The 24,156-nt window shown below is 65.6% G+C and carries 25 protein-coding genes, 3 tRNA genes and 1 pseudogene; 6 read left to right on the top strand and 23 right to left on the bottom strand.

The window, feature by feature from the left end; all coding sequences use genetic code 11:
* Window positions 1-2: 2 nt before the first annotated feature.
* Window positions 3-1,055, bottom strand: a complete 1,053-nt coding sequence (mnmH, locus tag O9Y01_RS02135) for a tRNA 2-selenouridine(34) synthase MnmH (protein ID WP_269629831.1) — start codon at window positions 1,053-1,055, stop codon at window positions 3-5.
* Window positions 1,056-1,141: 86 nt separating this feature from the next.
* On the opposite strand from mnmH, the gene selD reads away from it, so the two are divergent.
* Window positions 1,142-2,200, top strand: a complete 1,059-nt coding sequence (gene selD, locus O9Y01_RS02130; RefSeq protein ID WP_269629829.1) for a selenide, water dikinase SelD — start codon at window positions 1,142-1,144, stop codon at window positions 2,198-2,200.
* A gap of 10 nt (window positions 2,201-2,210) precedes the next feature.
* Here selD and O9Y01_RS02125 read toward each other — a convergent pair whose 3' ends face one another.
* On the bottom strand, window positions 2,211-2,756 hold the full coding sequence (locus O9Y01_RS02125) for a carboxymuconolactone decarboxylase family protein (protein WP_269629828.1): 546 nt from the start codon (window positions 2,754-2,756) through the stop codon (window positions 2,211-2,213).
* Between the two features lie 213 nt (window positions 2,757-2,969).
* Between O9Y01_RS02125 and O9Y01_RS02120 the strand changes: the two genes are divergently transcribed.
* Complete coding sequence (locus O9Y01_RS02120; RefSeq protein ID WP_269630527.1) at window positions 2,970-3,926, top strand: AraC family transcriptional regulator; 957 nt, start codon at window positions 2,970-2,972, stop codon at window positions 3,924-3,926.
* A 794-nt stretch (window positions 3,927-4,720) separates the two neighbouring features.
* Here the strand turns inward: O9Y01_RS02120 and O9Y01_RS02115 are convergent.
* From O9Y01_RS02115 to O9Y01_RS02070, 10 genes and pseudogenes are all read right to left on the bottom strand, one after another.
* Window positions 4,721-5,407: pseudogene (locus O9Y01_RS02115) on the bottom strand (patatin-like phospholipase family protein); the annotation flags it as partial.
* A gap of 97 nt (window positions 5,408-5,504) precedes the next feature.
* On the bottom strand, window positions 5,505-5,849 hold the full coding sequence (locus O9Y01_RS02110; RefSeq protein ID WP_269629827.1) for a zinc ribbon domain-containing protein YjdM: 345 nt from the start codon (window positions 5,847-5,849) through the stop codon (window positions 5,505-5,507).
* 101 nt (window positions 5,850-5,950) lie between these two features.
* Window positions 5,951-6,562 carry an immunity protein Imm33 domain-containing protein gene (locus tag O9Y01_RS02105; RefSeq protein WP_269629826.1) on the bottom strand — a complete coding sequence of 204 codons (612 nt, stop codon included), beginning with the start codon at window positions 6,560-6,562 and terminating at the stop codon, window positions 5,951-5,953.
* Between the two features lie 134 nt (window positions 6,563-6,696).
* Window positions 6,697-6,772, bottom strand: a tRNA-Asn gene (locus O9Y01_RS02100).
* Window positions 6,773-6,819: 47 nt separating this feature from the next.
* Window positions 6,820-6,895: transfer RNA gene (locus O9Y01_RS02095), tRNA-Asn, on the bottom strand.
* Between the two features lie 147 nt (window positions 6,896-7,042).
* A tRNA-Asn gene (locus O9Y01_RS02090) sits at window positions 7,043-7,118 on the bottom strand.
* Between the two features lie 129 nt (window positions 7,119-7,247).
* Complete coding sequence (locus O9Y01_RS02085; protein ID WP_269629825.1) at window positions 7,248-9,401, bottom strand: TonB-dependent siderophore receptor; 2,154 nt, start codon at window positions 9,399-9,401, stop codon at window positions 7,248-7,250.
* 377 nt (window positions 9,402-9,778) lie between these two features.
* Window positions 9,779-11,452 carry a serine hydrolase domain-containing protein gene (locus O9Y01_RS02080; RefSeq protein WP_269629824.1) on the bottom strand — a complete coding sequence of 558 codons (1,674 nt, stop codon included), beginning with the start codon at window positions 11,450-11,452 and terminating at the stop codon, window positions 9,779-9,781.
* Between the two features lie 382 nt (window positions 11,453-11,834).
* Complete coding sequence (locus tag O9Y01_RS02075) at window positions 11,835-12,140, bottom strand: HipA N-terminal domain-containing protein (protein WP_332108738.1); 306 nt, start codon at window positions 12,138-12,140, stop codon at window positions 11,835-11,837.
* Between the two features lie 6 nt (window positions 12,141-12,146).
* A complete protein-coding gene (locus tag O9Y01_RS02070) occupies window positions 12,147-12,434 on the bottom strand; it encodes a helix-turn-helix transcriptional regulator (RefSeq protein WP_269630526.1) in 288 nt (95 codons plus the stop codon).
* A gap of 212 nt (window positions 12,435-12,646) precedes the next feature.
* On the opposite strand from O9Y01_RS02070, the gene O9Y01_RS02065 reads away from it, so the two are divergent.
* Entirely contained in the window at window positions 12,647-12,976 is a 330-nt protein-coding gene (locus tag O9Y01_RS02065; RefSeq protein ID WP_269629823.1) for a hypothetical protein, read from the top strand.
* Here O9Y01_RS02065 and O9Y01_RS02060 read toward each other — a convergent pair.
* The 4 genes from O9Y01_RS02060 to O9Y01_RS02045 all read right to left on the bottom strand — a co-directional run bounded on the left by O9Y01_RS02060 (window position 12,966) and on the right by O9Y01_RS02045 (window position 15,440).
* A complete protein-coding gene (locus tag O9Y01_RS02060) occupies window positions 12,966-13,700 on the bottom strand; it encodes an SOS response-associated peptidase (protein ID WP_269629822.1) in 735 nt (244 codons plus the stop codon). The two genes, O9Y01_RS02065 and O9Y01_RS02060, sit on opposite strands and share 11 nt — an antisense overlap.
* A gap of 181 nt (window positions 13,701-13,881) precedes the next feature.
* Complete coding sequence (locus tag O9Y01_RS02055) at window positions 13,882-14,184, bottom strand: HigA family addiction module antitoxin (protein WP_269629821.1); 303 nt, start codon at window positions 14,182-14,184, stop codon at window positions 13,882-13,884.
* Window positions 14,185-14,221: 37 nt separating this feature from the next.
* Window positions 14,222-14,491 (bottom strand): type II toxin-antitoxin system RelE/ParE family toxin, encoded by a 270-nt coding sequence (locus tag O9Y01_RS02050; protein WP_269629820.1) that lies wholly within the window; start codon window positions 14,489-14,491, stop codon window positions 14,222-14,224.
* 448 nt (window positions 14,492-14,939) lie between these two features.
* Entirely contained in the window at window positions 14,940-15,440 is a 501-nt protein-coding gene (locus tag O9Y01_RS02045; RefSeq protein ID WP_269629819.1) for a hypothetical protein, read from the bottom strand.
* Window positions 15,441-15,500: 60 nt separating this feature from the next.
* Between O9Y01_RS02045 and O9Y01_RS02040 the strand changes: the two genes are divergently transcribed.
* Window positions 15,501-15,653: a hypothetical protein gene (locus O9Y01_RS02040; RefSeq protein WP_269629818.1), complete on the top strand. Its 153-nt coding sequence runs from the start codon at window positions 15,501-15,503 to the stop codon at window positions 15,651-15,653.
* A gap of 506 nt (window positions 15,654-16,159) precedes the next feature.
* Here the strand turns inward: O9Y01_RS02040 and O9Y01_RS02035 are convergent.
* A complete protein-coding gene (locus O9Y01_RS02035) occupies window positions 16,160-16,537 on the bottom strand; it encodes a hypothetical protein (protein WP_269629817.1) in 378 nt (125 codons plus the stop codon).
* Window positions 16,538-16,575: 38 nt separating this feature from the next.
* Between O9Y01_RS02035 and O9Y01_RS02030 the strand changes: the two genes are divergently transcribed.
* Together O9Y01_RS02030 and O9Y01_RS02025 are read left to right on the top strand one after the other, a co-directional pair.
* A complete protein-coding gene (locus O9Y01_RS02030; RefSeq protein WP_269629816.1) occupies window positions 16,576-16,797 on the top strand; it encodes a hypothetical protein in 222 nt (73 codons plus the stop codon).
* A 334-nt stretch (window positions 16,798-17,131) separates the two neighbouring features.
* Window positions 17,132-18,007, top strand: a complete 876-nt coding sequence (locus O9Y01_RS02025) for a hypothetical protein (RefSeq protein ID WP_269629815.1) — start codon at window positions 17,132-17,134, stop codon at window positions 18,005-18,007.
* 375 nt (window positions 18,008-18,382) lie between these two features.
* On the opposite strand, the gene O9Y01_RS02020 is transcribed toward O9Y01_RS02025, so the two are convergent.
* From O9Y01_RS02020 to O9Y01_RS01995, 6 genes are all read right to left on the bottom strand, one after another.
* Window positions 18,383-19,621 carry a hypothetical protein gene (locus tag O9Y01_RS02020; RefSeq protein WP_269629814.1) on the bottom strand — a complete coding sequence of 413 codons (1,239 nt, stop codon included), beginning with the start codon at window positions 19,619-19,621 and terminating at the stop codon, window positions 18,383-18,385.
* 308 nt (window positions 19,622-19,929) lie between these two features.
* Window positions 19,930-20,262, bottom strand: a complete 333-nt coding sequence (locus O9Y01_RS02015) for a hypothetical protein (RefSeq protein ID WP_269629813.1) — start codon at window positions 20,260-20,262, stop codon at window positions 19,930-19,932.
* A 185-nt stretch (window positions 20,263-20,447) separates the two neighbouring features.
* Window positions 20,448-21,554 carry an NAD(P)/FAD-dependent oxidoreductase gene (locus O9Y01_RS02010; RefSeq protein WP_269629812.1) on the bottom strand — a complete coding sequence of 369 codons (1,107 nt, stop codon included), beginning with the start codon at window positions 21,552-21,554 and terminating at the stop codon, window positions 20,448-20,450.
* 45 nt (window positions 21,555-21,599) lie between these two features.
* Window positions 21,600-21,923, bottom strand: a complete 324-nt coding sequence (gene fdxA / locus O9Y01_RS02005) for a ferredoxin FdxA (RefSeq protein WP_269629811.1) — start codon at window positions 21,921-21,923, stop codon at window positions 21,600-21,602.
* A 71-nt stretch (window positions 21,924-21,994) separates the two neighbouring features.
* The gene (gene cobA, locus O9Y01_RS02000; RefSeq protein ID WP_269629810.1) at window positions 21,995-22,771 is read right to left on the bottom strand and encodes a uroporphyrinogen-III C-methyltransferase; all 777 of its coding nucleotides are present in this window, start codon (window positions 22,769-22,771) and stop codon (window positions 21,995-21,997) included.
* A 40-nt stretch (window positions 22,772-22,811) separates the two neighbouring features.
* Complete coding sequence (locus O9Y01_RS01995) at window positions 22,812-24,119, bottom strand: sulfate adenylyltransferase subunit 1 (RefSeq protein ID WP_269629809.1); 1,308 nt, start codon at window positions 24,117-24,119, stop codon at window positions 22,812-22,814.
* Window positions 24,120-24,156: the final 37 nt, after the last annotated feature.

Raw genomic sequence — 24,156 nt, 5'->3', positions numbered from 1 at the left:
GGTCAGGCCATCAGCTGCCGGGCCGCCAGGGCCAGGTCTTGCGCCTCCAGGCGCGGCAGGGCCAGGGGCCGGGCCTGGGCCAGGCGCAGGTAGTTGCTGCGCTGCGAACGGGCGTAGAGCGGGTCGTAGTGCTCGGTCATCAGAGCCTCGAACAGGGGTGCCAGCTGGCCCGCGCGGGCCCAGGCCTGCCAGCGGGCGATGGTCTCCTTGGCATGCAGGCCGGTGTTGGCATTGAGCTGGCCCAGCAGGTTGGCGAGTTCCTCGCCATCCTTGCCCAGATAGGCGTAGTCCTGCAGCAGGTAGGCCAGGCGGGCATGCGCCGGGGCCTCGATGGCGATGCAGTCCGCCCCGCGCAGGGCGTCCAGGACGGCATCCGGCAGCATCAGGCGGCCGATCTTGCGGCTCTCGGCCTCCACGAACACCGGCCGAGCAAGGTCGAAGCCCTGCAGAACCTGCGCCAGCGCGGTCTCGAAGGCCTTCTGCGAGGGCTGCTCCTGGCCGGGCCAGCGCCCCAGGATCGAGCCCTTGTGCCGGGCCAGGGCCTCCAGGTCCAGCACCTGTGCGCCTTCGGCCCGCAGGGCCTGCAGCAGCGCGGTCTTGGCGCTGCCCGTGGGGCCGCAGATGACCTGCAGCTTCAGCTGCGGCGCCAGCGTGGCGATGCGCTCCATCACATGGGCGCGGAAGGCCTTGTAGCCGCCGTGCAGCTGCTGGGCGTCCCAGCCGACCAGGCGCAGCCATTGCACCATGGTGCCGCTTCGCATGCCGCCGCGCCAGCAGTAGACCAGGGGGCGCCAGGACTTGGGCTTGTCCGCGAAGGACTCGCGCAGGTGCCGCGCCAGCTGGGCCGCCACCATGGCGCCGCCCACGCGCTTGGCCTCGAAGGTGCCCTGCTGCTTGTAGAGCGTGCCGACGATGCGGCGCTCGTCGTCGTCCAGCACCGGGCAGTTGACGGCGCCGGGGATGTGGTCCAGCGCAAATTCCGACGGCGAGCGGGCGTCGATGAGGCTGTCGAACTCGTGGATGCGCTCGGGCGTGATGGGGCGGGGGCGGGACATGAGGGGCGGGATCCTGGCAGGCGGCACAATCCTCGCAGAAATCCGGCCCGCTTCCCGCCGGATGCGTCCTCCGCAGCACACAAGCCATGAACGATTCCACCGCACCGCGACTCACCCAACTGGCCCACGGCGGCGGCTGCGGCTGCAAGATCGCCCCGGGGCTGCTCTCCGACATCCTGGCCCGCACGGCGCCCGGCATCGTGCCGCCGCAGCTGCTGGTGGGCACCGAGACCAGTGACGACGCCGCCGTCTGGCAGCTCAACGACGAGCAGGCCCTCGTGGCCACGACGGACTTTTTCACGCCCATCGTCGACGATCCCTTCGACTTCGGCCGCATCGCCGCGACCAACGCGCTGTCCGATGTCTACGCCATGGGCGGCACGCCCATCATGGCCCTGGCGATCGTGGGCATGCCCATCAACACACTGAGCCCGGACGTCATCGGCCGCATCCTCGAAGGCGGGGCCAGCGTCTGCCGCGAGGCGGGCATCCCCATCGCGGGCGGCCATTCCATCGACGTGGTCGAGCCCATCTACGGCCTCGTGGCCCTGGGCCTGGTGCATCCGAAGCAGGTGCGCCGCAATGCCGACGCACGTGCCGGCGACCGCCTGGTGCTGGGCAAGCCCCTGGGCGTGGGTGTGCTCTCCGCCGCGCTCAAGAAGGGCCTGCTGGATGCCGCCGGCTACCAGGAGATGCTGGCCCACACCACGCGGCTCAACAAGGTCGGCGTCCAGCTGGCCCAGCTGGACGCGGTGCATGCCATTACCGACGTCACCGGCTTCGGCCTGGCCGGTCACCTGCTGGAGATCTGCCGCGGCTCCGGCCTGCAGGCGGCGGTGGACTGGCGGCAGATGCCGCTGATCCACAGCGCCCTCGTCTTCGCGCAGCAGGGCATCTGGACCGGCGCCTCGACCCGCAACTGGACGGCCTATGGCCATGAGGTGGGCGGCGTCGAGGGCTGGTCGGACTGGCAGCGGGCGCTGCTCACCGACCCGCAGACCAGCGGCGGCCTGCTGGTGAGCTGCAGCGCCGAGGCTGTGCCCCAGGTGCTGCAGTGCTTCCGTGACGCAGGCTTTGCGCAGGCGGCGGAGATTGGCGAGCTGCAGGCGCCGGACGGGGCGTCGGCGCGCCTGCAGCTGCGCTGATCCCCAGGCCTCAGGCCGCGCGGCTCAGGGGCACGGGCGGGAAGTCGACCGGCACCTGGAAGGCCACGTTGACGTAGTTGGTGAAGAGGTTCAGGGCCACATGGGCCAGGATCTCCACCGTCTCGCCTTCGGAGAAGCCGGCGGCGCGCAGGGCCTGCAGGTCGGCGTCCTTCAGCTGGCCGCGGTGCTCGACCAGCTGCAGCGCGAAGCGCAGGGCCGCGGCCGTGCGCGGGTCGGCCGACTCGCCCTGCTGCGCGGCGCGCAGTTCCTCGGCCGAGGCGCCGGCCTTGCGGCCCAGGGCGGTGTGGGCGGCCAGGCAGTAGTCGCAGCGGTTGCGGTCCGCCACGGCCACGGCGATCTGCTCACCAAGCCGGGCGCCCAGGCTGCCACCGCCCAGGGCGCCGAAGAAGGCCCACATGGCCTGCAGCGCGGCGGGCGAATGGGCGACGGTGCGGAACATCTTGGGCGTGCTGCCGAAGGCCTGCTGGATCTGGTCCAGCACCGGGCGGCTGGCGGCGGGGGCTTGCTCGGGGGAGGGCAGGGAGAGGCGGTTCATGGTCGATCCTTTCATCGTGGGGTGGACAGGTTCATGCCCTGAGGCATGGCGCCAGTGTCTCGTTCAGGTCTGGATGAAAGGGTTCAATTCGTACTTGAAACAGTCCAATTGGTACAGAATTGCGCTTCAAGCCGTTGAGGCACTGAAGCGCAAGAGACGACGACTGCCCCGCCCTGGCACGAGGCCATGAAGAACCCAGCAAGACCTGACCCCATGGACGCAAGACCTGACCCCGCCCTGGCACCCACCACACCGGACGGCGAGGGCCTGGACCGCCTCTCCGGCCTGCTGGAGCGTTGCCGGGTGCGCGCCCATCTCTTCCATGCCGGCCCGCTGTGCGGGACCACGCAGTTCGCGGCCGAGCCCGGGCGCGGCTTCCTGCATGTGATGCGTCGGGGTGAGATGTCGCTGAGCCATCCCGGCGGGCAGGAGGGCACGCCGCGCCGCCTGGAGGTGCGCGAGCCCAGCCTGCTCTTCTACCCCCGGCCGCTGGCGCATGATTTCCACAACGCGCCGGCCGAGGGCTCGGACTTCACGTGCGCGACGCTGGCGTTCGAAGGCGGTGACGCCCACCCCCTGGTGCGAGCGTTGCCGCCGCTGATCGTGCTGCCCCTGGCCCAGGTGCCGGGTCTTGAGCCCTGCCTGACCCTGCTCTTCGCTGAGACCGAGCGCGTGCAGTGCGGCCAGCGCCTGATGGCGGACCGCCTGTTCGAAGTCCTGCTGATGCAGCTGCTGCGCTGGATGCTGGCCCACCCCGAGGCCAGCGGCCTGCCGGCGGGCCTGCTGCGCGGCCTGGGGCATCCGCAGCTGGCGCGTGCCCTGGTGGCGGTGCATGAAAGGCCGGGCGAGGCCTGGAGCCTGGAGCGCATGGCCGCGGAGGCCGGCGTCTCGCGCAGCCGCTTCGCCGGCCTGTTCAAGGACCTGATGGGCGACACCCCGGCCGAGTATGTGCTGGCCTGGCGCCTGAGCCTCGCCTGCCAGGCCCTGCGCCGCGGCCAGGCCGTCAAGCAGCTGGCCGACGAACTGGGCTACGCCACACCCTCGGCCTTCTCGCGGGCCTTTGCGCAGCGGATGGGGTGTTCGCCGAGGGAGTGGGTGGCGAGGGACGTGTCAAGAATGGCACTCTCAAATGCCTCAGACAGCTTGAAGGGGTTCAGCCCTTCCCTCTGAGGTGACGTGTAAGCGGCGAGCCACAGCACTGGGCCGAAGGTCACGATTGGAATCAACAGTGGGGCTAGCAGCACCATTTGCATCCTTTGCCTCCATCGTGATGTCCCGCTCGGTGGAGGATGCATGCACGCGAGCAGCAGACTGCATAGCACCCAAACCAGTGCTACGCCCGGCATCCAGCCAGTGCTGAACAAGCGCTGTGGGAGGACAGCCAGGAACAGTGCGCCAATCAAGACGTAGATCAACGCAGCCAGCTGAATGCTGAGGCCCATGTACATGGACAACAACCATTGCGTGAATGACCCAGGGGTCCAGACTTTCAGTCGAGCCAGCATGCGATAGCGACCTCGCTCCAGATGCCTCAGCAGCTTCTCGCGATGCTTTGCCGCTTCCGGGTGGTCGCTGCATACCGGCTGACTGGCAAACTTCCAGACTGCTGTGACGCGCCGGCGGTTTGCCACGTCCATAGGAAGGTCGGGGATCTTGTCCGCTCCGGCGACGCTCTGATAGCCAGCCAGGTACAGCAAATCCGCTTCGAGAGTGGAGAAGTCGTCGAGGTCTGTCCGCAGATTGACGAGCGCCTTGCGCCAATCGCTGGGATGCGGATCATGGGGTAAGTCTCGAATGCAGTACGTCTTGATATCCGGCTGCTGCCAATCCACACGGGCCTGCTCCATGAGCATGTCCATGGCCTGACGAATGGCGCTTGCCCGCGAATGCTTGATCATGGGCTGCAGCGGGGCAGCGGCGTCGATGCAGATTCGCTCGGCTCCCAGGTCCGTCAGCTCGCGCGTGCCGAGGTTGTCCAGTACACCGCCATCCGACAGAAGGTACTGTCCATGGCGGAGCGGCTCAAAAATGCCGGGAACAGCGGCTGAAGCGCTGATGGCTTGTGCCCGGCCCAGCGTTTCGCCGTCAATGTAATGGACGGTCGGATTTCGGTATCCATGGCGGCCGTTGAAAACCACCATGGTCCGCGCACCCGAAACGTAGTCACTGCAAGCGATCCGCCACTCCGGGAGGGCGATCGCCGGCATGGGCGTCAAGGGTGCTGAGCCGGAGTCTCCCATCCAGCGTTCAAACTGACGGGCCATGGCCTCCCGGACACCGGTCTCTGCGAAGACAAGAGCTCGGCTCAGCGCACGGACCGAGCCCATGGCCCGCATCCGTGGGTTGTTGCGCGTCACCTTCAGCAGGTGGCAATGGGCTTGCCAGGCCAGGTCGGTCAGCGATGCGCCTGCGCCTTGCATGCGGCGTGATGACGCCTCCCATTTGCTGAAGAACACCCCGGCTGCGATGGAGCCACCCGAGACGGTGACCAGGAGTCGCGTGCGTTGAAGGAGCCCCTGCTCAGCCAAGCCGTGCAGTGCGCCCAGATGGAAGAAGGCGGCTCTGAAACCACCTCCGGAGAGGCACAGATGGACAGGTCGTGGGGCGAGGCCCTGGCCACCCGGGCTTGGTTCTGTCACTGGCGCAGTCATGCCGCTCTCCCTCTTGGTTTGGCTGCCGGATTGTGCCCGGGGCCCGCACCTCCGGGAGATGGGGATCGGCGGCTTTATGGTGCGCTGATAAAAGTTGTTAGACTTTTTTCACGAACTCCGACTTCAGCCCCATCGCGCCGATGCCATCGATCTTGCAGTCGATGTCATGGTCGCCTTCGGTGAGACGGATGTTCTTGACCTTGGTGCCCACCTTCACGACCAGGGAGGAGCCCTTGATCTTGAGGTCCTTGATGACGGTGACGGTGTCCCCGTCCTGCAGCACATTGCCCACCGCGTCCTTGATCACGCGGGCCTCCTCCGCGCCTTCGGCCGCCGCGGCCTGGGCGGACCATTCATGGCCGCACTCGGGGCAGACGAGGTTGGCGCCGTCCTCGTAGGTGTAGGTGGAGGCGCATTGGGGGCAGGGGGGGAGGGTGCTCATGGTCGACGTCTTTGCAGGATTGGAGCAGCCACTGGCGGTTGCCAAGAGGCATGCCGTCGCAGGTGCTGCAGACGGGGCGATTGTCCCCTGTCCTGCTGCGATCAGTCGTCCACGGCGGTGAAGTGCCCGGTCTCGGGGTTCAGGACGAAGGCAGAGCCGGCGGGCGCGTCCAGCAGGTCAATGAACGCGTCGTCCACGTTCAGGACCGCGCCCAGGGAGACGTAGGCACAGTTGTCTGCATCGTCCATGTACTCGTCCGATTCGTCGTTGGCCGTGATGCGCCAGCCGCTGTCGTCGTCGTGTTCGGGCTCTTCGCGGTAGAGGTAGGCGGCGGGCTGGCCGTCGTGCAGCACGCGCTTCGTCACGAAGCAGCGCCGGAGGTAGCGCTCGACGATGTTGTCGTCATCGTCGTGTTCTGTGTTGATGATGTGCCTTGCCTCGAACGCTATTGGGTCGCCCACCTTCAGATCGGCAATGTACGCAGGGTCGTTGTCGAGCCGGCCCTTGAAATGGCCGTCCACGCCAATCTCATCGACGAGCACCCACATGCGCTCCGCGGCCGGCGCCTCTGGATCCTCGCTCTCGAAGCGGAAGATCAGCTTGACAGTCTCGCCGACCGCCACCCGGGCGATGGTCGCGGGGGAGGGCTTGTAGAAGGTGTATCTGTACTGTTTGGCGAGCGCGTCGCCATCTTCGAGGAGCCAGGCAGTCATGGGTGGTCCGGAAGCTGAGAGCGGATCGGACGCCCATTGTCGCGATGCCCGCGCGCTTGTACGCATCTGGGTGCGAGCAGCGACCGTGAAAAAGAAAAAGCCCCACAGGCTTGCGCATGTGAGGCTTTTGAATTTGGCTCCCCGACCTGGGCTCGAACCAGGGACCTACGGATTAACAGTCCGGCGCTCTACCGACTGAGCTATCGGGGAATTGTTCTATGTCGGCGTGGCAAGCGGTGGCACCACGCGTCTTGATTTGGCTCCCCGACCTGGGCTCGAACCAGGGACCTACGGATTAACAGTCCGGCGCTCTACCGACTGAGCTATCGGGGAATTGATCGGTACTGCCTGCTCCCTGTGCCACCTGTGCAATCACTGCGGCGCAAAAAGCAGGCTTTCATAAATAGCAAAGCCACCTTGAGGGAATCGCGGTGGCTTGTGCGTGCTCAGCAGATCATGACCTGCCTTGCGTTCTGTTCTTGGCTCCCCGACCTGGGCTCGAACCAGGGACCTACGGATTAACAGTCCGGCGCTCTACCGACTGAGCTATCGGGGAACAGAGCCTTGGATTATAGACAGAATTTTTGGGGTTCTACAAGAGTGGCATGCAGGAGGCCTGGAAAGCCCCTAGCGCCGGCGGCCGGCCTGCCGGTGCCCCGGCGCTGGCGGCTTGCCGTGGCTGCGCTCAGAGCGTCACCTCCAGGCTGGCGCGCCAGGTGCGCGGGGCCAGGGGGTAGAGGTAGGCGTGGCCGTACTGGTAGGGGCTCTCGCGCCAGGCGCGCTTGTACGTCAGGTTGTCCACGCCCACGCGCCAGGTGTAGAGGCGGGTGCCCATGGCCTGCTCGTAGCGCAGGCCGGCGTCCAGGCGGGTCCAGCCGGCGATCATCACGCTGTTGTCGGGCAGCACGGCGCGCGGGCCTTCGTAGACGAGGCCCAGCTGCCCCTGCAGGCCGGCGAGCAGGGCCTGGCGCAGCTGCAGCTTGATGTTGCGCTTGGGCACGTTGGTGGGCAGCAGGCCGTTGGTGGCGGCATCGGCGCTGCCTTCGCGGCGGGCCTTGAGCTCCATCCAGCTGGCCAGCAGGCCGCCGCCGCTCCACTTCAGGTCCGCCTGCGCTTCCAGGCCGCGGTGGCGAGCGCTGCCGTCTTCCACGCGGGTGCAGGAGCCCGGCGTGGCGTCATCGCAGGCGCCGGCGTCCACCCACACGGGCCGCTGGATGTCGAACCAGGCGATGGACCAGTCCACCGTGCTGCTGCCGGACTTGAGGCCCAGCTCCACCTGGCGGCTCTTGATCGCGGGCAGGGCCTGGCCGGCCTGGGTGCCGAAGCGCTTGCGGTTGGGCGTGACGTCAGATTCCATGCCCTGGCCCCAGCTGCCATAGGCCATCAAGCTGGGGCTGAGCGCGTAGCTCAGGCCGATCCAGGGGGTGTCGAGGTTCTGCGAGTAGCTCGTGGCGCGCGAGCCGTTGGTGCGGACGCTGTCGCGCTGTACCCGCGTGTGGCGCAGCCCCAGGAAGGCCTGCCATTGGGCGTCGATCTGCACCGCGTCGCGCACATAGAACTCGGTGCCGCGCTCGTCGCGGTTGGTGTTCTCGTCGGTGAGGCTGGGATCGGCGGGGACGCGGCTCTTGCCGTCGATGGTGCCCACGCCCACGAGGTTGTAGGCCTGCTGCTGGAAGCGGCTCTCGAAGCGGCTCAGCAGCACGCCGGCATTCAGGCGGTGCTGCAGGGCGCCGGTGCTCAGGCGACCGGCCAGGGAGAGGTCCAGGGCGTCCGTGTTGCGGCGCTCGTTCTCGCTGCGGAAGTCCCAGATCGAGAAGCTGCCGTCGGCGGCATAGCGGTCGCAGGGATTGCAGTCGTAGGTCGCGGGATCGAACTTGCCGAAGGCGTAGGCCAGGCGGTCGTCCGTCTTCAGGCGCTGCAGGCCGAGGTGGGCCTGGGCCTGCCAGTCGGCGTTCAGGCGCTGCGTCAGGCGCAGGGAGGCGTGGCGGTTGTCGAAGACCACCGGCAGGCTCCAGTCCTGGTTGTTGAGGTTGATGCGCGGATCGAAGTCCCGGGCCGAGGGCAGCTTGTCACCCAGCAGGCTCATGCCGGGCTGGCTGCGCTGGGACTGGCGGTTCCATTCGAGCTCGGCCTCGAGCAGGGTGTCGCGGCTCAGGCGGGCATCGGCGGCGACGGCCAGCAGGTGGCGGCTGCCGTCGGCGTCGCGCAGCTCGGGGCGCAGTTGCGCGCTGGCGGCGTTGACGCGCACGCCGAAGGCCTCGCCCGCGCCGAAGCGCTGGCTCCAGTCCAGCGCCGCTTCCGCCGTGCCGCGCTCCGAGACGCTCAGGGTGGCGCTCAGCAGCTTCGACGTCGGGCGCTTCACCACCAGGTTCACCAGGCCGCCGGGGCTGCTGGTGCCGGCCTGGATGCCGCTGGTGCCCTTGAAGACCTCGATGCTGCTCTTGTTGCCCAGCGCCAGCGCCGTCTCGGCGTTGATGGGCAGGCCGTCGCGGCGGTAGTTGAAGCGGTTGTCCAGGTCAAAGCCGCGGACCTTCAGGTAGGACACATAGCCGCTGGAGTTGTAGCTGTCCTGCACCGAGGCGTCGAGGTTCACGAGGCCGGCGAGGCTGCTCAGGCCCGCATCCGCCAGGCGCTCGGCGTTGAGCACGCTGGCCTGGAAGGGCAGCTTGGCGGCGGGGGTGTCCCCGAATCCGCCCACGTTGACGGGCGCATCGGCGCTGCGGCCGCTGACGGCCACGCTCGGGAGGCTGTTGCTGGACTGGGCGATCGCGGCCTGCGCGCAGGCAAGGGCGCAAGCGGCGGCGAGCACCTGGGGAAGGGCGGTGTGGAGTCGGGCCATCGTCGGACTGCTTCTAGCGATGGCAGGGCGGCGAGCGGCCACATCGGGGGCCTGCTGAGAGCTCAGGCCGTGGCGTGCGTGCTTCCCTGCGCGAGGATTACCTCGGTCCCAAGCCAGCTGGCAGCCAGCCCGGGCGCGATCAGGTTCAAAGGGACTTTCTCAGCCGGCTCATCAGATGAGCCAGCACCCCTAGCGAGTGGTGGGCGGCAGGTGCCGCCTCGGCGCGGATTGTAGCGGGGCGCAAATGCCCGTGTTCATCGGGCTTGTGCGTCCGAGATGAGAGCACCTTGAGCCAGGTCCAAGTCCGATCGGATCGATCCGATAGGTCCGATGGATCCGATGGATCCGATGCAGGGGCCGCATTGCAGCCCCCTGTCTCAGCGCTTCGCGAACCTGAGGCCGCGCGTACGAGCGCTGTCATAGACCAGCGCCACCGGCGCGCCCTTGGCATCGCGTTCCACGCGCAGGCTGAAGCCCGGGCCCTCAAGCAGGTCGGCCTTGAGGGCGGACACCTGCGCCTCCTGGGCCCCTGGGCCCTTGAGCGTGAGGCCGTCCTTCTTGCTCGACAGCGTCCACTCGGTCCCGACCTCGGCGCTGTAGTAGCGGCCGGTCAGCGCGGCCTGCTCGGCGGCACCGGGCTGATAGTCCGGCAGGCGCTTGAAGGGCACCGGCTTGGGGTCGTCGTTGCGCGTCAGCGTGAGCGTCTTGCCATCGTCCGCCAGGTCCAGCTGGGTGATGCCGCTGTGGCTCTGCACGCGGCGCAGGCCCAGAGCGCGCAGGGCCGCACCGCCCCCGGCGCGGCGCATGGCGAGTGCGCCCGAAGCCTGCTTCTCGATGCGCAGGATGTCGCCCGGCTCGCCTTCGTAGAGACCGACGAAAACGGCGGGATTGAAGTCCGCGGGCGCTGCGGTCGGGGCGGCCTGGGCCGCGGGGGTGTCCTTGAACTGGCCGGCCAGCACGACGTCAGCCACGCGCTGGGCCAGCGTCGGCGTGCTGGCCTGCGCGGCATTGCAGGTCAGCGCCAGGCCGAGGCGCTGTTCGGGGAAGCGCATCACCATGGCGCGGTAGCCGCCCCAGGCGCCTCCGTGCTGGACGCGCGGCAGGCTGCGGTAGCTGTCCATGCTCAGGCCCAGGCCGTAGGAGATGGGCGAGCCGTCGGCCAGCTTGCCAGGGGTCTGCATGGCCTTGAGCAGGGCCGGGTCGATGTGCTTGGGCTGCGCCAGCTCGGCGTCCCAGCGCGCGAGGTCGCGGACATGGGTCTGGACGGCACCGTCACCGGGCTGGTTCCAGTTGGACATGTCGATCGCGAAGCCTTCCGGTCCGTTGGGCCGATAGGCCGTGGCGCGGTGAGGCACCACGACGGTGTGGTCCGTGCGCACATGGGTGGCCGTCATGCCCAGGGGCTTGAACACGCGGGCCTGCAGGAAGGCGTCCAGGCTCTGGCCGCTGACCCGCTCGACGATCATGGCGGCGAGGAAGTAGCCGCTGTTGCTGTAGCTGAAGCGCGTGCCCGGTTCGAAGTTCAGGCCCTGCTGGGCGGCGAGCAGGCGCAGCGCGTCGTCGGAGCTGGTGACGTCGCCCAAGTCGTGGCCGGCGATCTCCATCAGTTCGTTGTAGTCCCGCAGGCCGGCGGTGTGGCGCAGCATCTGGTCAATCGTGAAGCGCTGGCCCAGGGCCTGGAGCTCGGGCAGGTGCTTGGACACCTTGTCCTGCAGGTCCAGCTTGCCCTCCTTGGCCAGCATCAGCACGGCCAGGGCCGTGAACTGCTTGGAGCTGGAGCCGATGTCGAACACCGTCTCGGGCGTGATGGGCACGCCATGGTTCAGGTCGGCCAGGCCGTAGCCGCGCGCCAGCAAGACCTGACCCTCACGGTAGACGCCGAGGGCGCAGCCGGGTGTGGCCTGGGTGAAGGCGGCAAAGACGGCGTCGATCTTGGCGGCGTCGATCTTGGCGCTGTCGAGCTCGGCGGCGCGGGTGGTGCCTGCGGCCAGGGCCAGGCTGGTGGCGATCAGCAGGGGGAGGGCGCGAAGGCGCGGGGTGAAGGCAGGCATGGGGTCTCCTCATCGTTGTGCTGCGGTGGCCCTTGCCACGGCATGGGGGGCGACTATGGCCGCCTGCCGGCGGGCACGCAGCGGCGGTGCGACGGACTGCGTGGGCGCAGGGACAGGCGGAGTCCGTGGAGGATCGCCTCGGCTGGCAGGCCGGGGTCAGGTCTCAACGCTGAAGGCCTTCAGACTGAAGACCTGACCCCGCAAGCTGCACGGCTGCACCCGCAACCTTGCGGGCAGCAAGGGCTGCGCCATCCTGGCGGCCAGGCACCTTCGGCGCGCCAGCGTGCCTGGCATTGCTGACTACATCGGGGTGGTTCGTGTGCGGCGTGAGGCGAAAGCCGAGCAGCAGCGCTGAGCGAATGCGCCCGGGCCTCGCACGAGGTCACGCGTGCACAGGGGGGCAGCGTGTGACCCCCTGCGTGCATGCGAGGCCTGACCCCCAGCGTGCATGGGGGCTCTCCTTGCTGTCAGGGAGCAGGTTCTCGAAGTAGCTCCTGACCGCATCGCCGCGCAGGGGCTGATTCCCGGGCGTGAACGGCAAGGACAGGGACAGCGGGCGCCCGGCCGGCGACTGCGTCCACTGCGGGTCGTACTGCAGGAGCTCGGGCGCGTGGGCGGGCAGGGCCCAGGTGCCCACACGGGTGCCGTTCATCCAGAGCGCCAGGGCGCGAGGTCGCTTGCGTGCCATGGGGTGTCACCACTGCGGCGGTTCGCCGGCGATCGTCCCCTGATCACCCGGAGCAGGCGGGGTGGGCGGTGTGGGGGCTGGCGTGCCGAGGCTCAGCTGCACGCCCAGGAGGTTCAGCAGCTTGAGGAGCCGGTCGAAGCCCACGGTGTCGGCATTGCGTTCCAGGGCGGAGTAGGTCTGCTGGGTCACCCCCAGCCGCAGCGCCACTTCGGCTTGCGTCAGCCCCGCCTGCTTGCGGAAGGCACGCAGCAAGGCGGGCAGCTGATCGGGGGTCCGTACCGTGAACTGGTCCATACGCATGGAAGGCTGTATTTTGAATTCACAGCTTATGTGCTGTTTTATCAATTTACTTATCAAAGGCTGTATTGTCAATTTACAGCTTTTGCTTTGTTTTCCCGATCGATGAGCTTCTAGTGCGAGTCGCTGTCACCTCTATCATCGCCACCCACCGCAGCTGCGACTTCCTTCCTCGTTTTGGCTTGTAACATACTGTATAAATAAACAGTATGCTTGTCGACGTCATCCCCCTGCGCCACCGCGGCCAGCGCCTGCCCGCCGCGACCCTGCGCATGCGCACGCCCATCCGCGGCCAGCTGTGGATCACCCGCTTCCGCCCGGCCGTGGACAAGGACACCACCCCGCTCCTCGCCGCCCTCCTGCGGGACCGCGAAAGCCTGCTGCCGCCCCTGGACTGGGCCGAGGTGCGCACCGTGCGCAGCTGGCAGCTCATCGTCACCGGCATCGAGGACCTGGGCTTCAGTGAGAAGGCCCCGCAGCTCTTCCGCCAGAGCTGGTGGTGCCGCGTGGTGCTGGACGACGAGACGCTCAGGCGCTAGCGGCGCGCTGCGCGGCCAGCAGCTCGTCCGTGCGCCGGGCATCGGCCAGGTCGAACAGGGCCAGCGGCGGCGGCTGGATCAGCGCGCGGGCCTCGTCCGCCGAACCCTCCAGCCACTGCGCCCAGTGCTCGGGTTCGATGTGGATCAGCGAGCGCTTGTCCTGGCCGTCAGCGGGCAGCGCCGGGTCCGGCTTGTGCAGGCGGGCGAGCAGCGGGTGGGTGTCGCAGTTGCAGGTGATCAGCGTGAAGTTGGGCACCACCTCGCCCGTCTGCGGATCGACCCATTCCGACCACAGCCCCGCCAGCGCCCAGGGCAGGCCGCCTGCGCGGCGCAGCTGCCACCAGACGTTCCTGCCCGTCTCCCAGTTGGGCTCCTGGTACCACTGCGCCGGCACCAGGCAGCGCTGCCCGGCCTTCCAGGCGGCCTTGAAGGTGGGCTTGGTCTCGATGCCTTCGAGGCGGGCGTTGTTGGTGGAGCGCGGGCGCGGCTTCAGCGTCTTGCCACTGGGGCCGGGCTTGGCCGGCAAGTAGTCGATGCGCTCCGGCTGCCCGGGCCGGATCAGGCCCCATTGGCCCAGCGTGCAGCGCAGCTCACCATCGACCCTTCGGAGGAAGGCTCCCACGCCAAAGGGCCCCACCGGGCCGGCCACCAGGCCCTCAGGCGGCAGCGCGCGGAAGTAGGTGGTGAGGTCGCCCTTGGGGGAGACGTGGTAGAGGTTGCACATCCCGGGACGGCGGAAGTTCGCGGATGGTGCAATTGTCCTTATGGCGAACGGGGTGTCATGTCCTTGGAAATGAGGGCGTGGGGGCAGGGAAGCGCGGGGCCTATGCAGCGGCGCGAATCGAATGCCTGCAGATTCATGGCCCGACCCGGGCTCCAGTGGACGAACGGGTCTTCCAACGTGCTCAGAGTGCTGCCAGCGGCTCGATGTCCTTCTGGATCTGCTTGGCCACGGCCTTCTCGGCCACACGCAGGTCGTAGGCCGTCTGGAGATTGAGCCAGCCTTGTGCCTCGCTGCCGAAATAGCGCTCCAGGCGCAGGGCGGTATCGGCACTCACGCCGCGCTTGCCGTCGACGATCTCACGCAGGCGGCTGTAGGGCACATGCAGGGCCTTCGACAGCGCATGGACGCTCGTGCCCAGCGGCTTGATGTAGTCCTCCAGCAAGACCTCACCGGGATGGACCGGCCGCATTCCGTTCTTGAACATAGGAGCTCCTGTGAAGCGAGGCGAGGGCCTCGGGCGATCAGTGGGGGTCTTCGATCAGCACGTCGAAGGGGCCACTGTCGCCCCACTTGAACGTCAGTCGCCATTGGTCATTGATCCTCACATGCCAGGCCCCCTGGTATTCCTTCAGGCCATTGCCTGGCGGGGCCTTCATGAAGTTCAGCGAAGGGGCGGCATCCAACTGAGCCAGCTTGCGTTCCGCCACCGTCCTGATGTTGGCGAAGCGGGCGCATTTTCCGGTGGTGAACAAGGCTTCGGTGTCTGGGCAGGCGAAGGACTGGATGGCCATGGTTCAAGATTATCTGTTATCCGGTTAACAGGCAAGACGCCGGATGGGCTGGGCAGGGGGGCGCCCGGGCGAACTGCAGGAGGCCTGCTACTTGCAGGGACAACGCCGACCCTCTCTGCGGTCTCCGTCAGGGTGGCGGAACAAAACGCGGGACGTGAATGGCGTGCAGGTGTTGCCGATGAATGCCCAGAACTTCGCAGGCGTGTTCAGGGTGCCGCCAATCCGGGCCGCATACTCAAAGTGTCATTTTCCAATGACAACGAAGATCCGAGAGGCTCCGCAGTGGTCCGGGTCGTGCTCTTTGTGGAGGCATGGCGTGCCTTGCACGGCTCAGACCATCGACGTCAACAGCTGCCCCCTGCTGCGCTGCCGCCCGCATTAGCAAAGGCCAGCCTCAGGGTTCCCCCGGCATCTTCACGCAAGACCTGACCCCAACTTATCGGGTGGCCTACCCCTGGCCGATGGCAAACATGGACGCCTCGCTGCTGGCCCTGATCAGCCGGACGGCGTCTGCCATGGCGAAGGCGTCGAAGTCCTTGGGCTGGCGCTTCATCGTGGCGACTTGCTCAATGGACGACAACAGCGCGTCCCACAGTGCCGCGACCTGCGCCTCGCAAGGCAAGTGCTTCACCTCCGCCCATTCGAGCTGCCCCACGGACACGAGGGCACGCATCTTCGGCCGATGGCTGCAGTAGTTCCGCGTGGCGGTGAAGGTATCCCCCCATCCATCCAGTTCTGCAATCTCCAGCCCGAAGTAGTAGGTGTCGATGGAGGTCCCGAATTGGACAGGGGCCAGGTGCCGGGCGCAGAAGTCCTCGAAGGCAGGAATGTCCACGCGCCAGCGGCCGGTCTCGGGCGGCGGGCCGCCGTAGTGGACGGTGGCGGGTGAGGTGGGGATACCGTCGAAGATGACTTCGCCGCCGGTGGAGGTGCGGATGTGGAAGTTCATTTGAGAGGCCTGGGCAGGTAGATAGAGGACTTTAGATTCAAGACCTGACCTCGATCCCCCATGACCCCGATCCCCCGGGTCACGCCCCCCCAGGCCATCATCGGGGCTTGCATGCACAAGATGGCAATGCTGATCTTTGGCGTGCTGCGCTCAGGCCGTCCGTTTGATCCCGCTGTGGCTGTGCCTATGCTTGAAATTCAAGACGGTATCTGACCCCGGCTCCCCCTCTGGTACCTGGATGAGCCTGCCATGCAGGCGGCTGGGGCCAGGGCTCAACGGTGAAGGTCCTTAGATTCAAGGCCTGAGCCCGGCTCCCCTGGACCCCGGCTGTCCGAATCGTGCTTGACCTGCCAGTCAGCGTCTTCAGGCGAATCTGCTTGCTCTTGCCGTGGAAGCAAACGTGCGAGGGGCAAGAGGACCCATACAGGAATGACGAAAGTGGCGAGCACGACCATGGGGAACAGCGGAACCGCGCCGCCATAGGGAATGGCGGGAGCTATGGCCGTCATCAGTAAAACCACCCACACGACAAATCCGATCACTGCTCGGAGCAGGCATGCGATGAACGGGTGCAAGGGTTGCTTGGCGCCGCATTTCCAGCAATGACCGTTGTCTTCGCCTGGAGTGAACTTGGCTGAGCAGGAAGTGCAGTGCATGTTGGCAAGGTGAAGGTGGGCGAATTCCGCAGACGGGCCGCTTGAATGAGAGGCGGGTCGGGGTCAGTACACGTCGATAACCGCAGGCTGATGAGCATGCTCGCGAAACGCAAGGACAAAGGCCTTTGCCTGTTCCAACGTTGCCGGATAGCGGACAGATTGCTTGCCTCCCGACTCGCTGGGCCTGTAGACGGAGTAGAAGCGGAAGCCGTGCTCCACGAGAAACTGCACCTTCTTCCACTGCGCTACATCAGCAGACCTGGGGGCCGAGAACTTCCTGCTGAGCATCTCCATCGGGCGCCTGCACTGAGGGCAAAGCCGCGATCCGGTACTGACCGGCAGCTTGAAGGACTTGCGGCAATGGAAGCAGACAAACGGGAAGCGATACGCCTGCACATGCTTCGGCTTCGGGAAACGAGAGTGGTGCTGGAATTTGCTCATGGCGCGAATGGCTAAGCATGAGGGAGGGGCACGCGGGGATGCGCACGGCGCTCTACATGCCCGCGCTGGTGGCGCAGCGGCACAACCCGGTCGTCAGGCGCTTCGCTGAGCGGCTCAAGACCACAGGTCACGCCCCCAAGGCCATCATCGGGGCTTGCATGCACAAGATGGCGATGCTGATCTTTGGCGTGCTGCGCTCAGGCCGTCCGTTTGATCCCGCTTTGGCTGTGCCTAAGCTTGAAATTCAAGACGGTATCTGACCCTGGCTACTTGTTGGATGCAAGACCTGACCCCGTGCTGCGAGGGCGGCAGGGACTTGAAACTTAAGGCCTGACCCCGGCTCCCGGCTCCTGGTGACCCCGGCTCCCTGACCCCGGCTCCCCCGGCTCCCCCTTGATTTGAGCGTCTACACCGGCCTCGTGGTTCTGTGCGTCCTAGGTGTCGCACCCGTCGTAGTGGACATGTTCAAGGAGTACTTGGAAATACTGCACCGGCCCAACTCATTGCAAGCAGCCCCCTCATCATATGAAGGGATGACAGCGCCTGGTTAGACGGAAAGACTGATGCTCCGACCAGTTCCCACACGGAGGTCACATGATTCCGCTTTCGATTCAGCCAGTGCAACTCGACAACTCTGAGAAGAGCGCGCCTCGTGTCCTCCTCTATCGAGCGGAGTTTGGAGCCTCGCGAAACGTTCATTTCGTCGTTGAGCCTTTCACGTGGGCATGGGTCGGAATAAACATTTGTGAGGGAATCATTGCAGGCATTGCAGGCAAGCTCATTGTTGGAGCGTTGTTCGACGACCCGCTTGAATCTACGCTAAAGAGATACCTAGAAGCGTTCGCCGCAATCGTACGTGCCGCCATCGCCGAGAACGAACTCCGGCGACTAGCCGCCTTGGCTGAGTCAACCCAGCGGATGTGGATTCAGTACCAGAATAGCCCTGACCCGCTCATGCTCACACTGCTGCAGGTTTCCTCAAGCGACTTAACGTCAGAAGCGAAATCACTAGGCCTGAGAGGCGTGCCCGCCTACGGAATTTGCGGATCAATTCATCTTGCAGTTCTCCAACAACGCTACCTCGCGTCGAATGCAGAAGGAGACAAGAAGAACCTCAAGGCCGCTGCAAAAGAGTTTTCATCGTATTGCCCTTCTTTTGCTCAGATGGTCGCCGCATGGAATGCATCGCGCTGGGAGCCCCCGTACATGGTCTATGAAGTTGTCGCCTTTCGTGATCGTGAAGGCGATGATCATGACCGCCCTGAGCGACCGATTAGAGGTCGCAAGTTGTATTGGGCATGCCGTCTCGACGGACAAGAATTGCGCCTTTGCGATCCTGACAACTCCAAGGAAGTTGCTGAAGGCATCCGACAGCAGTACCTTGAGCGAGAACGGGCTCGCCAGGACGCTGAGATCCTGGGGCCCTTGTGGGCGCTCGACGCAAAGTGGAAGGAAATCGCCTCTCAGTAGAGTGGAATATGCGTAGCCACAAGAATGAAGGTGACCACGCGGTCCCCTTCATTCTTTTGGGCCCTAGTAGTCCTCGGGCAGGAGGATGGTCGTGCTGGAACGATCAGCTTCGGTGATGACCCGCGCAGCGGCATAATCCGCTCGTCAGGCGCTTCGCTGAGCGGCTCAAGACCACAGGTCATGCCCCCAACAAGGCCATCATCGGGGCTTGCATGCACAAGATGGCAATGCTGATCTTCGGCGTGCTGCGCTCAGGCCGTCCGTATGATCCAACTTTGTCTGGGCCAAAGCTTGAAATTCGAGACGGTATCTGCCCCTGGCTACCCTGCTGGTGCACTCGTGACCCTGCTGCACTAGGCCGCACTGCTTGGTGCATTACTTTGGGTCACACTGTTGCTGTGGTCTCCGCGTGTAACTCGGACAGAAGCGGCTTGCTGAGCCATTGCACTTGTCTGCACATTCGTTCAGAAGAATTCGCTGCTGTTCGTCAAGTTGCCGCCTGATCCCACTAGCAAATTCGCGAGCATGTGCTGGCAGCTTCCATGTCGCCTCGTCCTGGGCATTCAATTCCGCTGCGCGCCTTGGTACTGCGTCGCGGGCAATAGATACAGTCCGCCGCACCTCTGAATAGGTGTCCTCCGTGATGCCTCGCACCGCGTTCAAAGCCTGCTCCGTAGCAGCAAACTTGGCGTCCTTCGTCGGGTAGCTTGCATTGATTGCTTTCGCCGCTGCATTCACTGGCACCCATGATTCGTCGATTAGTTGCTGAGCTCGGTTCTTGTAAGCGTCAAAGGCCGCTTCACGCACCCCTGTAAGGAATTTCACATGCCTGTCTATCGCTGCGATTTCGCGTAGCGATGCGATGTACTTGGCGCCGTCGAATCTTCTAAGCAGCGTGGGCTTCTCCGGCACGGCGATAGCATTCAGCCTTTCCAAAGCCTTCGAATCAGCAAGATCTCGACTATCGGCGGAAGTCAAGGCTACTTTTAGCTGCTCTTTGGCTAGAGACATGCAGTCCGTGGCGTTCTTGCATGTTTGATCCGACGTCCACCTGATTATGTTCAGCTGATCATTCAACTGGGCGGCAATCTCCCCTGCAATTATCTCTAGGTTTGGCTCACCTTTTGATGCGCATCCTATCGATACTGCAACTGCTAAATAATTGGCCTGCGCCTGAGAAATCTGCCGGAGAGACATTTCCCACTTCAAATCCGACGGCATCTCGTCGATGCTGCTTTGCAAATCCGTAAATGTTGTCGGAAATCTTTTGAATGGGTTGATTGTCGTTCTCAAATATTCCAAGCCCTTAAATATTGAAGCATCAGTTCGGCAAGCAAGCGAAGCCACTTGCTTTTCCATGATTTCATCAATCTTCTTTAGGTACTTCTCAACGCTCTCGTCGATCAGAGTGCGGGACTCATTTACAGCTTTTACTACTTCGGCCCTGACGTTGGCCGGCATTGAATTGAGCAGATCTCGAGTGGGTTTGTCCATGCCCACTTCTACGCTGAGCATGGGGAGAACGAGCGGCTCAATCTTCAAGGCATGGGCCTGTGTTGGTAACGCTATCAAAAGTGCGGCGCATGAGGTGACAAATTTGGCTCTGATATTCATTGCTTCTCCCTTGTGGTGGATCCCGAGAGGTCCGGGTAATCGAAGGATACGAGCGAATAATTGTTGAAGGGGTACCTTTGTCTCCATAGTCTCGGTATCCCGATGTTCCAAAATGAAAGCAGACTTCCGCTTCGCTCAGGCAGCCTGGGTGCAACGAACGGAAGGTCCATGCCGCAGAAGGGTCGGCAAGCCTTGAGTCAGCTCGTGGATTGATGTCCGGAGTGAGCTGAGGCTCGGTTGGACGACCCACGGTGTCGACCGACCGAGAACGCCGCATAGCCGCAGTTAAAGCCAACTGGGCTGGATCGTCATCCTGCAGTTGCATTGAGCGAAGCTGTGATGCCACCACAAGCTGCCCCCAGTTTCTCCACCAACGGCCCCAGCAGGCACACCATTCCGCCCGAGTGCACTCGATTCTCAGGATCCACCCCAAGCAAATCCAGTATCACTTCAAGCGCTTCCAATACCTCCAACTGCCGCCGATACGCCCCCGCCAAGCCCGCACGCACACCCCGCCCCCACTCGACCCACGCAGGCGCATCCACCGCCCGCATCTCCAGCAGCCGATCCAATTCATCAAGAATGTCGGGAATCCCCAAGCGCAGAACACGCCCAGGATTGGATTGACCAGATTCGCCCATGAGATCTCCTTCGGGTTACCCGCAGATCTCATCGGGACGCCAATCCCTGGTCCTGATAGGCAGGACCGTGGCCAGTGTCGGCATTGACTACGCAACGCGCCTCACCAAGCCTGCTGAAACTCTCCGCCCAGCCAATAAAAAACCCGCCACACGGGCGGGTTCTTCAATCTCAGGCAGGCGCCGACTCAGTCAAACACCGGCGTCTCCACGCCCAGCACCTTGTGCAGCTTCGGACTCGTCGTCGTGTACTGCAGATGCACCCGCTTCTCCGGATTGATGATCGGCATCGCACCAAACGCCGCCAGGGCGGCCTCATGGAAGCCCGACAGGATCAGCTTCTTCTTGCCGGGGTAGGTGTTGATGTCGCCCACAGCAAAGATCCCAGGCACGCTGGTCTGGAACTTCTCGGTGTCCACGAGGATCTGCTTGCGTTCCAGGGCCAGGCCCCACTCGGCAATGGGGCCGAGCTTGGGGGAGAGGCCGAAGAAGACGAGGACCTGGTCGCAGGGCACGACGCGGGTCACGCCGTCGCCGCCGGTGACCTTCACGCCCTTGAGCGCGCCGTCCTCGGCTTCATCCAGGTCCGTGACCTGGCCGACGATGAACTGCATCTCGTAGTTGTCGCAGAGCTCCTTCATCTTGGCCACGCTGGCCGGGGCGGCGCGGAAGCCGTCGCGGCGGTGCAGCAGGATGACGCTCTCGGCCTTGTGCGGGTTGCCGTCTTCGTTGCCGGCGCAGAAGTTCAGGGCCCAGTCCAGCGCGGAGTCACCGCCGCCGACGATCAGCAGGTTCTTGCCGGCGAACTGCTCGGGCTTGCGCACGCGGTAGTGGACCTGCGAGCCCTCGTGCTTGTCGATGCCGTCGACCTTCAGGGTGCGGGGCTGGAAGGAACCCACGCCGCCGGCGATGAAGATGGTCTTGGTCAGGAACTGCGTGCCCTTGGAGGTGGCCACGAAGAAGCGGCCGTCTTCCTGCTTCTCCACCGTGGTGACTTCCTGGCCCAGATGGAAGGTCGCGCCGAAGGGCTCGATCTGCTTCATCAGGTTGTCCGTCAGCTCCTTGCCGGTGACGACGGGCAGGGCGGGGATGTCGTAGATGGGCTTGTCGGGGTAGAGCTCGATGCACTGGCCACCGGGGTAGGCCAGGGAGTCAATGATGTGGGCCTTGATCTCCAGAAGGCCGAGTTCGAACACCTGGAACAGGCCCACGGGGCCGGCGCCAACGATGACGGCATCGGTTTCGATCACGCCAGCCGAGGCGGAGGAGGTCGCTTGAGTCACTTGAGGATCCAATCTATCGAGTCCGGGCCCCTTTGTTCGTGGCCCGCAGGGGAGTAATCAGCGGATGAGTTCGGAGAGCTTGTCGCTCTTGTCTTTCCACTCGTCTGCATCAGGCAGGGCGGCCTTGCGCTTGGTGATGCTGGGCCACTTCTTCGCCAGGTCGGCGTTGATCTTGATCATGTGCTGCTGGTTGCCCGGCACGTCTTCCTCGGGAACGATGGCGTTCACGGGGCACTCGGGGATGCACACGGCGCAGTCGATGCACTCGTCCGGATCGATGGTCAGGAAGTTCGGACCTTCACGGAAGCAGTCGACGGGGCAGACATCAACGCAATCGGTGTACTTGCAGCGAATGCAGGCTTCGGTAACGACGTGGGTCATGGAGCAGCTCTAGAGTTGTTGGGGCCCGGGGACCGCCAGAGCGCGGGCGCACGGGCGGCAAAGGGCGGATTTTAATCGTGCGCGCTCGTCGGCTCCACTTGATGGGGCTCAACTTGGGGGCATTGATCGCCCGCGGAACGCGCGCGACGGGTGGAGAGGACGGGCGCGGCACCGGCCCCGACCGTCACGACGGTGGGCCGCCCGCGGTGCAGCAGGCTGGCGGCGGGCAGGGTGGCCACGGTGTGCTCGCTGCTCAGGGCATCGGCACAGCCGGCACGGGAGACCACCATCACCGGCGTGTCACCTGCCCATCCGGCCAGGGCCAGCTTGCGCGCCAGGGCGCCGAGCTGGCGGCCGGCCATGTAGAAGACTTCCGTGTCGGCGCTCTTGAGGGCCTGGAGGTCGCCGTCCTTGGTCATGGCGGTGGTCAGGGCCACGCTGCGGCCCTGGCCGCGGCGGGTCAGGGGGCGGCGGGTGTGGGCGGCGGCGGCGATGGCGGCGGTCACGCCGGGCACCACTTCCGAATCGATGCCGGCTTCGTCCAGCGCCAGCAGCTCTTCTTCCAGGCGGCCGAAGATGCTGGCGTCCCCGCCCTTGAGCCGTACCACCACGCCGGCCTGGCGGGCTTCGCGCACCAGGGCGGCGTTGATGGCGGTCTGGGCGGTGGAGTCGCAGAAGCCGCGCTTGCCCACGTCCAGCCAGCGGGCGTGGGGGGCGAACTCGCGCAGCGCCGGGTCGGTCAGGGCGTCGAACAGCACCACATCGGCCTGCTGCAGGGCCCGCAGGCCGCGCAGGGTGATGAGGTCGGCACTGCCGGGGCCTGCACTGACGAAGATGACGCGTCCCATGTGGAGCTCCTTGGGGTCAGGTCTTGCTGGAACCGGTGGCTCAGCGCACCAGCAGCGCACCCGAGGTGCGGTTGCTGGTGGGGTCGACGACGATCAGCGCGCCGGCCACGCGGTTGTCCGCATAGGCGGCCAGAGGCAGGGGCGCCTGCAGCTCGACCACCACGTGGCCGATCTCGTTGACGGCCAGCTCGTGGGCCTCGGTCTCGGCCAGGGTGTGGATGTCCAGGCGGTGCTCGATGGCGCTGATGCGGGCCTGCACCCAGCGGTTGCCGTGGCGCACCCAGTACTTGCGGCCGATCTGGGCCGGCTCGGTGTCCAGCCAGGCCAGCGTGGCCTCGAACTGCTGGCGCGGCGCGGCGCTGCCGGGGGCGACGATCCAGTCGCCACGGCTCACGTCCACCTGGCGGTCGAAGACCAGGCCGGCGGATTCACCGGCCACGGCATGCGCCACCGTCTCGCCCGCGCGGCGGACCTCGGCGATCAGGGCCTTGACGCCGCTGGGCAGCACCTCGACCTCATCACCCGCCTTCACCTGGCCTTGCGCGATGCGGCCCCAGAAGGTGCGCGGCTGGTAGCCCGTGCCTTCGCCTTCCTTGCTCACGTACTGCACCGGCTGCTGCAGCGGGCCTTCGACGGTCTCCTGCGCGGTGGGCAGAGCTTCCAGCACCTGCAGCAGGGAGGGGCCGTTGTACCAGGCGGCGTCCAGGGGCTGGGTGACGTTGTCGCCGTTCAGGGCCGAGACGGGCACGATGGCCGTCACGCTGATGCCGGCTTCCTCGGCAAAGCGGCGCAGGGCGGCGCTGACCTTGGCGAAGCCTTCGCCTGAGGCGTCCGCGGCCAGGGCGTCGATCTTGTTGACGGCGAACACGATGCTGGGCACGCGCAGCAGGTGGGCCAGCAGGCTGTGGCGGCGGGTCTGCGGCAGCAGGGGCACCTCGGCCTGGGCCAGGTCCAGCTTGGTGATGTCCACCAGCACCACGGCGGCGTCGCTGCCCGCGGCGGCGGTGACCATGTTGCGGGTGTACTGCTCGTGGCCCGGGGCGTCGGCAATGATGAACTTGCGCGCCTTGGTGGCGAAGTAGCGGTAGGCCACGTCGATGGTGATGCCCTGTTCGCGCTCGGCCTCCAGGCCGTCGGTCAGCAGGGAGAGGTCGATGGGCTGGCCGGCGGCGCGGCGCTCCAGGGTGTCCAGCTGGTCGGCGAGGATGGCGCGGCTGTCGAACAGCAGGCGGCCGATCAGGGTGCTCTTGCCGTCGTCCACGCTGCCCGCGGTCAGGAAGCGCAGGGCGCGGTGCTGGGTGTCCACGTCCTGCTGGTGGACCGTCTCGAAGTGGGGAACTGCACTCATGGCTTGCTCAATCTGCTGTCTGTATTCACCGAGTGAA

It is taken from the genome of Pelomonas sp. BJYL3, from assembly GCF_027257975.1.
Classification (GTDB): Bacteria; Pseudomonadota; Gammaproteobacteria; order Burkholderiales; family Burkholderiaceae_C; genus Roseateles_B; species Roseateles_B flavus.
Note: the sequence above shows the minus strand (reverse complement) of the source record. Positions and strands in the feature narration are given on the sequence as shown.

Bases quoted from the DNA above. Each gene is read 5' to 3' on its own strand.
- mnmH (WP_269629831.1), bottom strand. From the start codon at position 1,055: ATGTCCCGCCCCCGCCCCATCACGCCCGAGCGCATCCACGAGTTCGAC.
- selD (WP_269629829.1), top strand. From the start codon at position 1,142: ATGAACGATTCCACCGCACCGCGACTCACCCAACTGGCCCACGGCGGC.
- O9Y01_RS02125 (WP_269629828.1), bottom strand. From the start codon at position 2,756: ATGAACCGCCTCTCCCTGCCCTCCCCCGAGCAAGCCCCCGCCGCCAGC.
- O9Y01_RS02120 (WP_269630527.1), top strand. From the start codon at position 2,970: ATGGACGCAAGACCTGACCCCGCCCTGGCACCCACCACACCGGACGGC.
- O9Y01_RS02110 (WP_269629827.1), bottom strand. From the start codon at position 5,849: ATGAGCACCCTCCCCCCCTGCCCCCAATGCGCCTCCACCTACACCTAC.
- O9Y01_RS02105 (WP_269629826.1), bottom strand. From the start codon at position 6,562: ATGACTGCCTGGCTCCTCGAAGATGGCGACGCGCTCGCCAAACAGTAC.
- O9Y01_RS02085 (WP_269629825.1), bottom strand. From the start codon at position 9,401: ATGGCCCGACTCCACACCGCCCTTCCCCAGGTGCTCGCCGCCGCTTGC.
- O9Y01_RS02080 (WP_269629824.1), bottom strand. From the start codon at position 11,452: ATGCCTGCCTTCACCCCGCGCCTTCGCGCCCTCCCCCTGCTGATCGCC.
- O9Y01_RS02075 (WP_332108738.1), bottom strand. From the start codon at position 12,140: ATGGCACGCAAGCGACCTCGCGCCCTGGCGCTCTGGATGAACGGCACC.
- O9Y01_RS02070 (WP_269630526.1), bottom strand. From the start codon at position 12,434: ATGGACCAGTTCACGGTACGGACCCCCGATCAGCTGCCCGCCTTGCTG.
- O9Y01_RS02065 (WP_269629823.1), top strand. From the start codon at position 12,647: ATGCTTGTCGACGTCATCCCCCTGCGCCACCGCGGCCAGCGCCTGCCC.
- O9Y01_RS02060 (WP_269629822.1), bottom strand. From the start codon at position 13,700: ATGTGCAACCTCTACCACGTCTCCCCCAAGGGCGACCTCACCACCTAC.
- O9Y01_RS02055 (WP_269629821.1), bottom strand. From the start codon at position 14,184: ATGTTCAAGAACGGAATGCGGCCGGTCCATCCCGGTGAGGTCTTGCTG.
- O9Y01_RS02050 (WP_269629820.1), bottom strand. From the start codon at position 14,491: ATGGCCATCCAGTCCTTCGCCTGCCCAGACACCGAAGCCTTGTTCACC.
- O9Y01_RS02045 (WP_269629819.1), bottom strand. From the start codon at position 15,440: ATGAACTTCCACATCCGCACCTCCACCGGCGGCGAAGTCATCTTCGAC.
- O9Y01_RS02040 (WP_269629818.1), top strand. From the start codon at position 15,501: ATGACCCCGATCCCCCGGGTCACGCCCCCCCAGGCCATCATCGGGGCT.
- O9Y01_RS02035 (WP_269629817.1), bottom strand. From the start codon at position 16,537: ATGAGCAAATTCCAGCACCACTCTCGTTTCCCGAAGCCGAAGCATGTG.
- O9Y01_RS02030 (WP_269629816.1), top strand. From the start codon at position 16,576: ATGCGCACGGCGCTCTACATGCCCGCGCTGGTGGCGCAGCGGCACAAC.
- O9Y01_RS02025 (WP_269629815.1), top strand. From the start codon at position 17,132: ATGATTCCGCTTTCGATTCAGCCAGTGCAACTCGACAACTCTGAGAAG.
- O9Y01_RS02020 (WP_269629814.1), bottom strand. From the start codon at position 19,621: ATGAATATCAGAGCCAAATTTGTCACCTCATGCGCCGCACTTTTGATA.
- O9Y01_RS02015 (WP_269629813.1), bottom strand. From the start codon at position 20,262: ATGGGCGAATCTGGTCAATCCAATCCTGGGCGTGTTCTGCGCTTGGGG.
- fdxA (WP_269629811.1), bottom strand. From the start codon at position 21,923: ATGACCCACGTCGTTACCGAAGCCTGCATTCGCTGCAAGTACACCGAT.
- cobA (WP_269629810.1), bottom strand. From the start codon at position 22,771: ATGGGACGCGTCATCTTCGTCAGTGCAGGCCCCGGCAGTGCCGACCTC.
- O9Y01_RS01995 (WP_269629809.1), bottom strand. From the start codon at position 24,119: ATGAGTGCAGTTCCCCACTTCGAGACGGTCCACCAGCAGGACGTGGAC.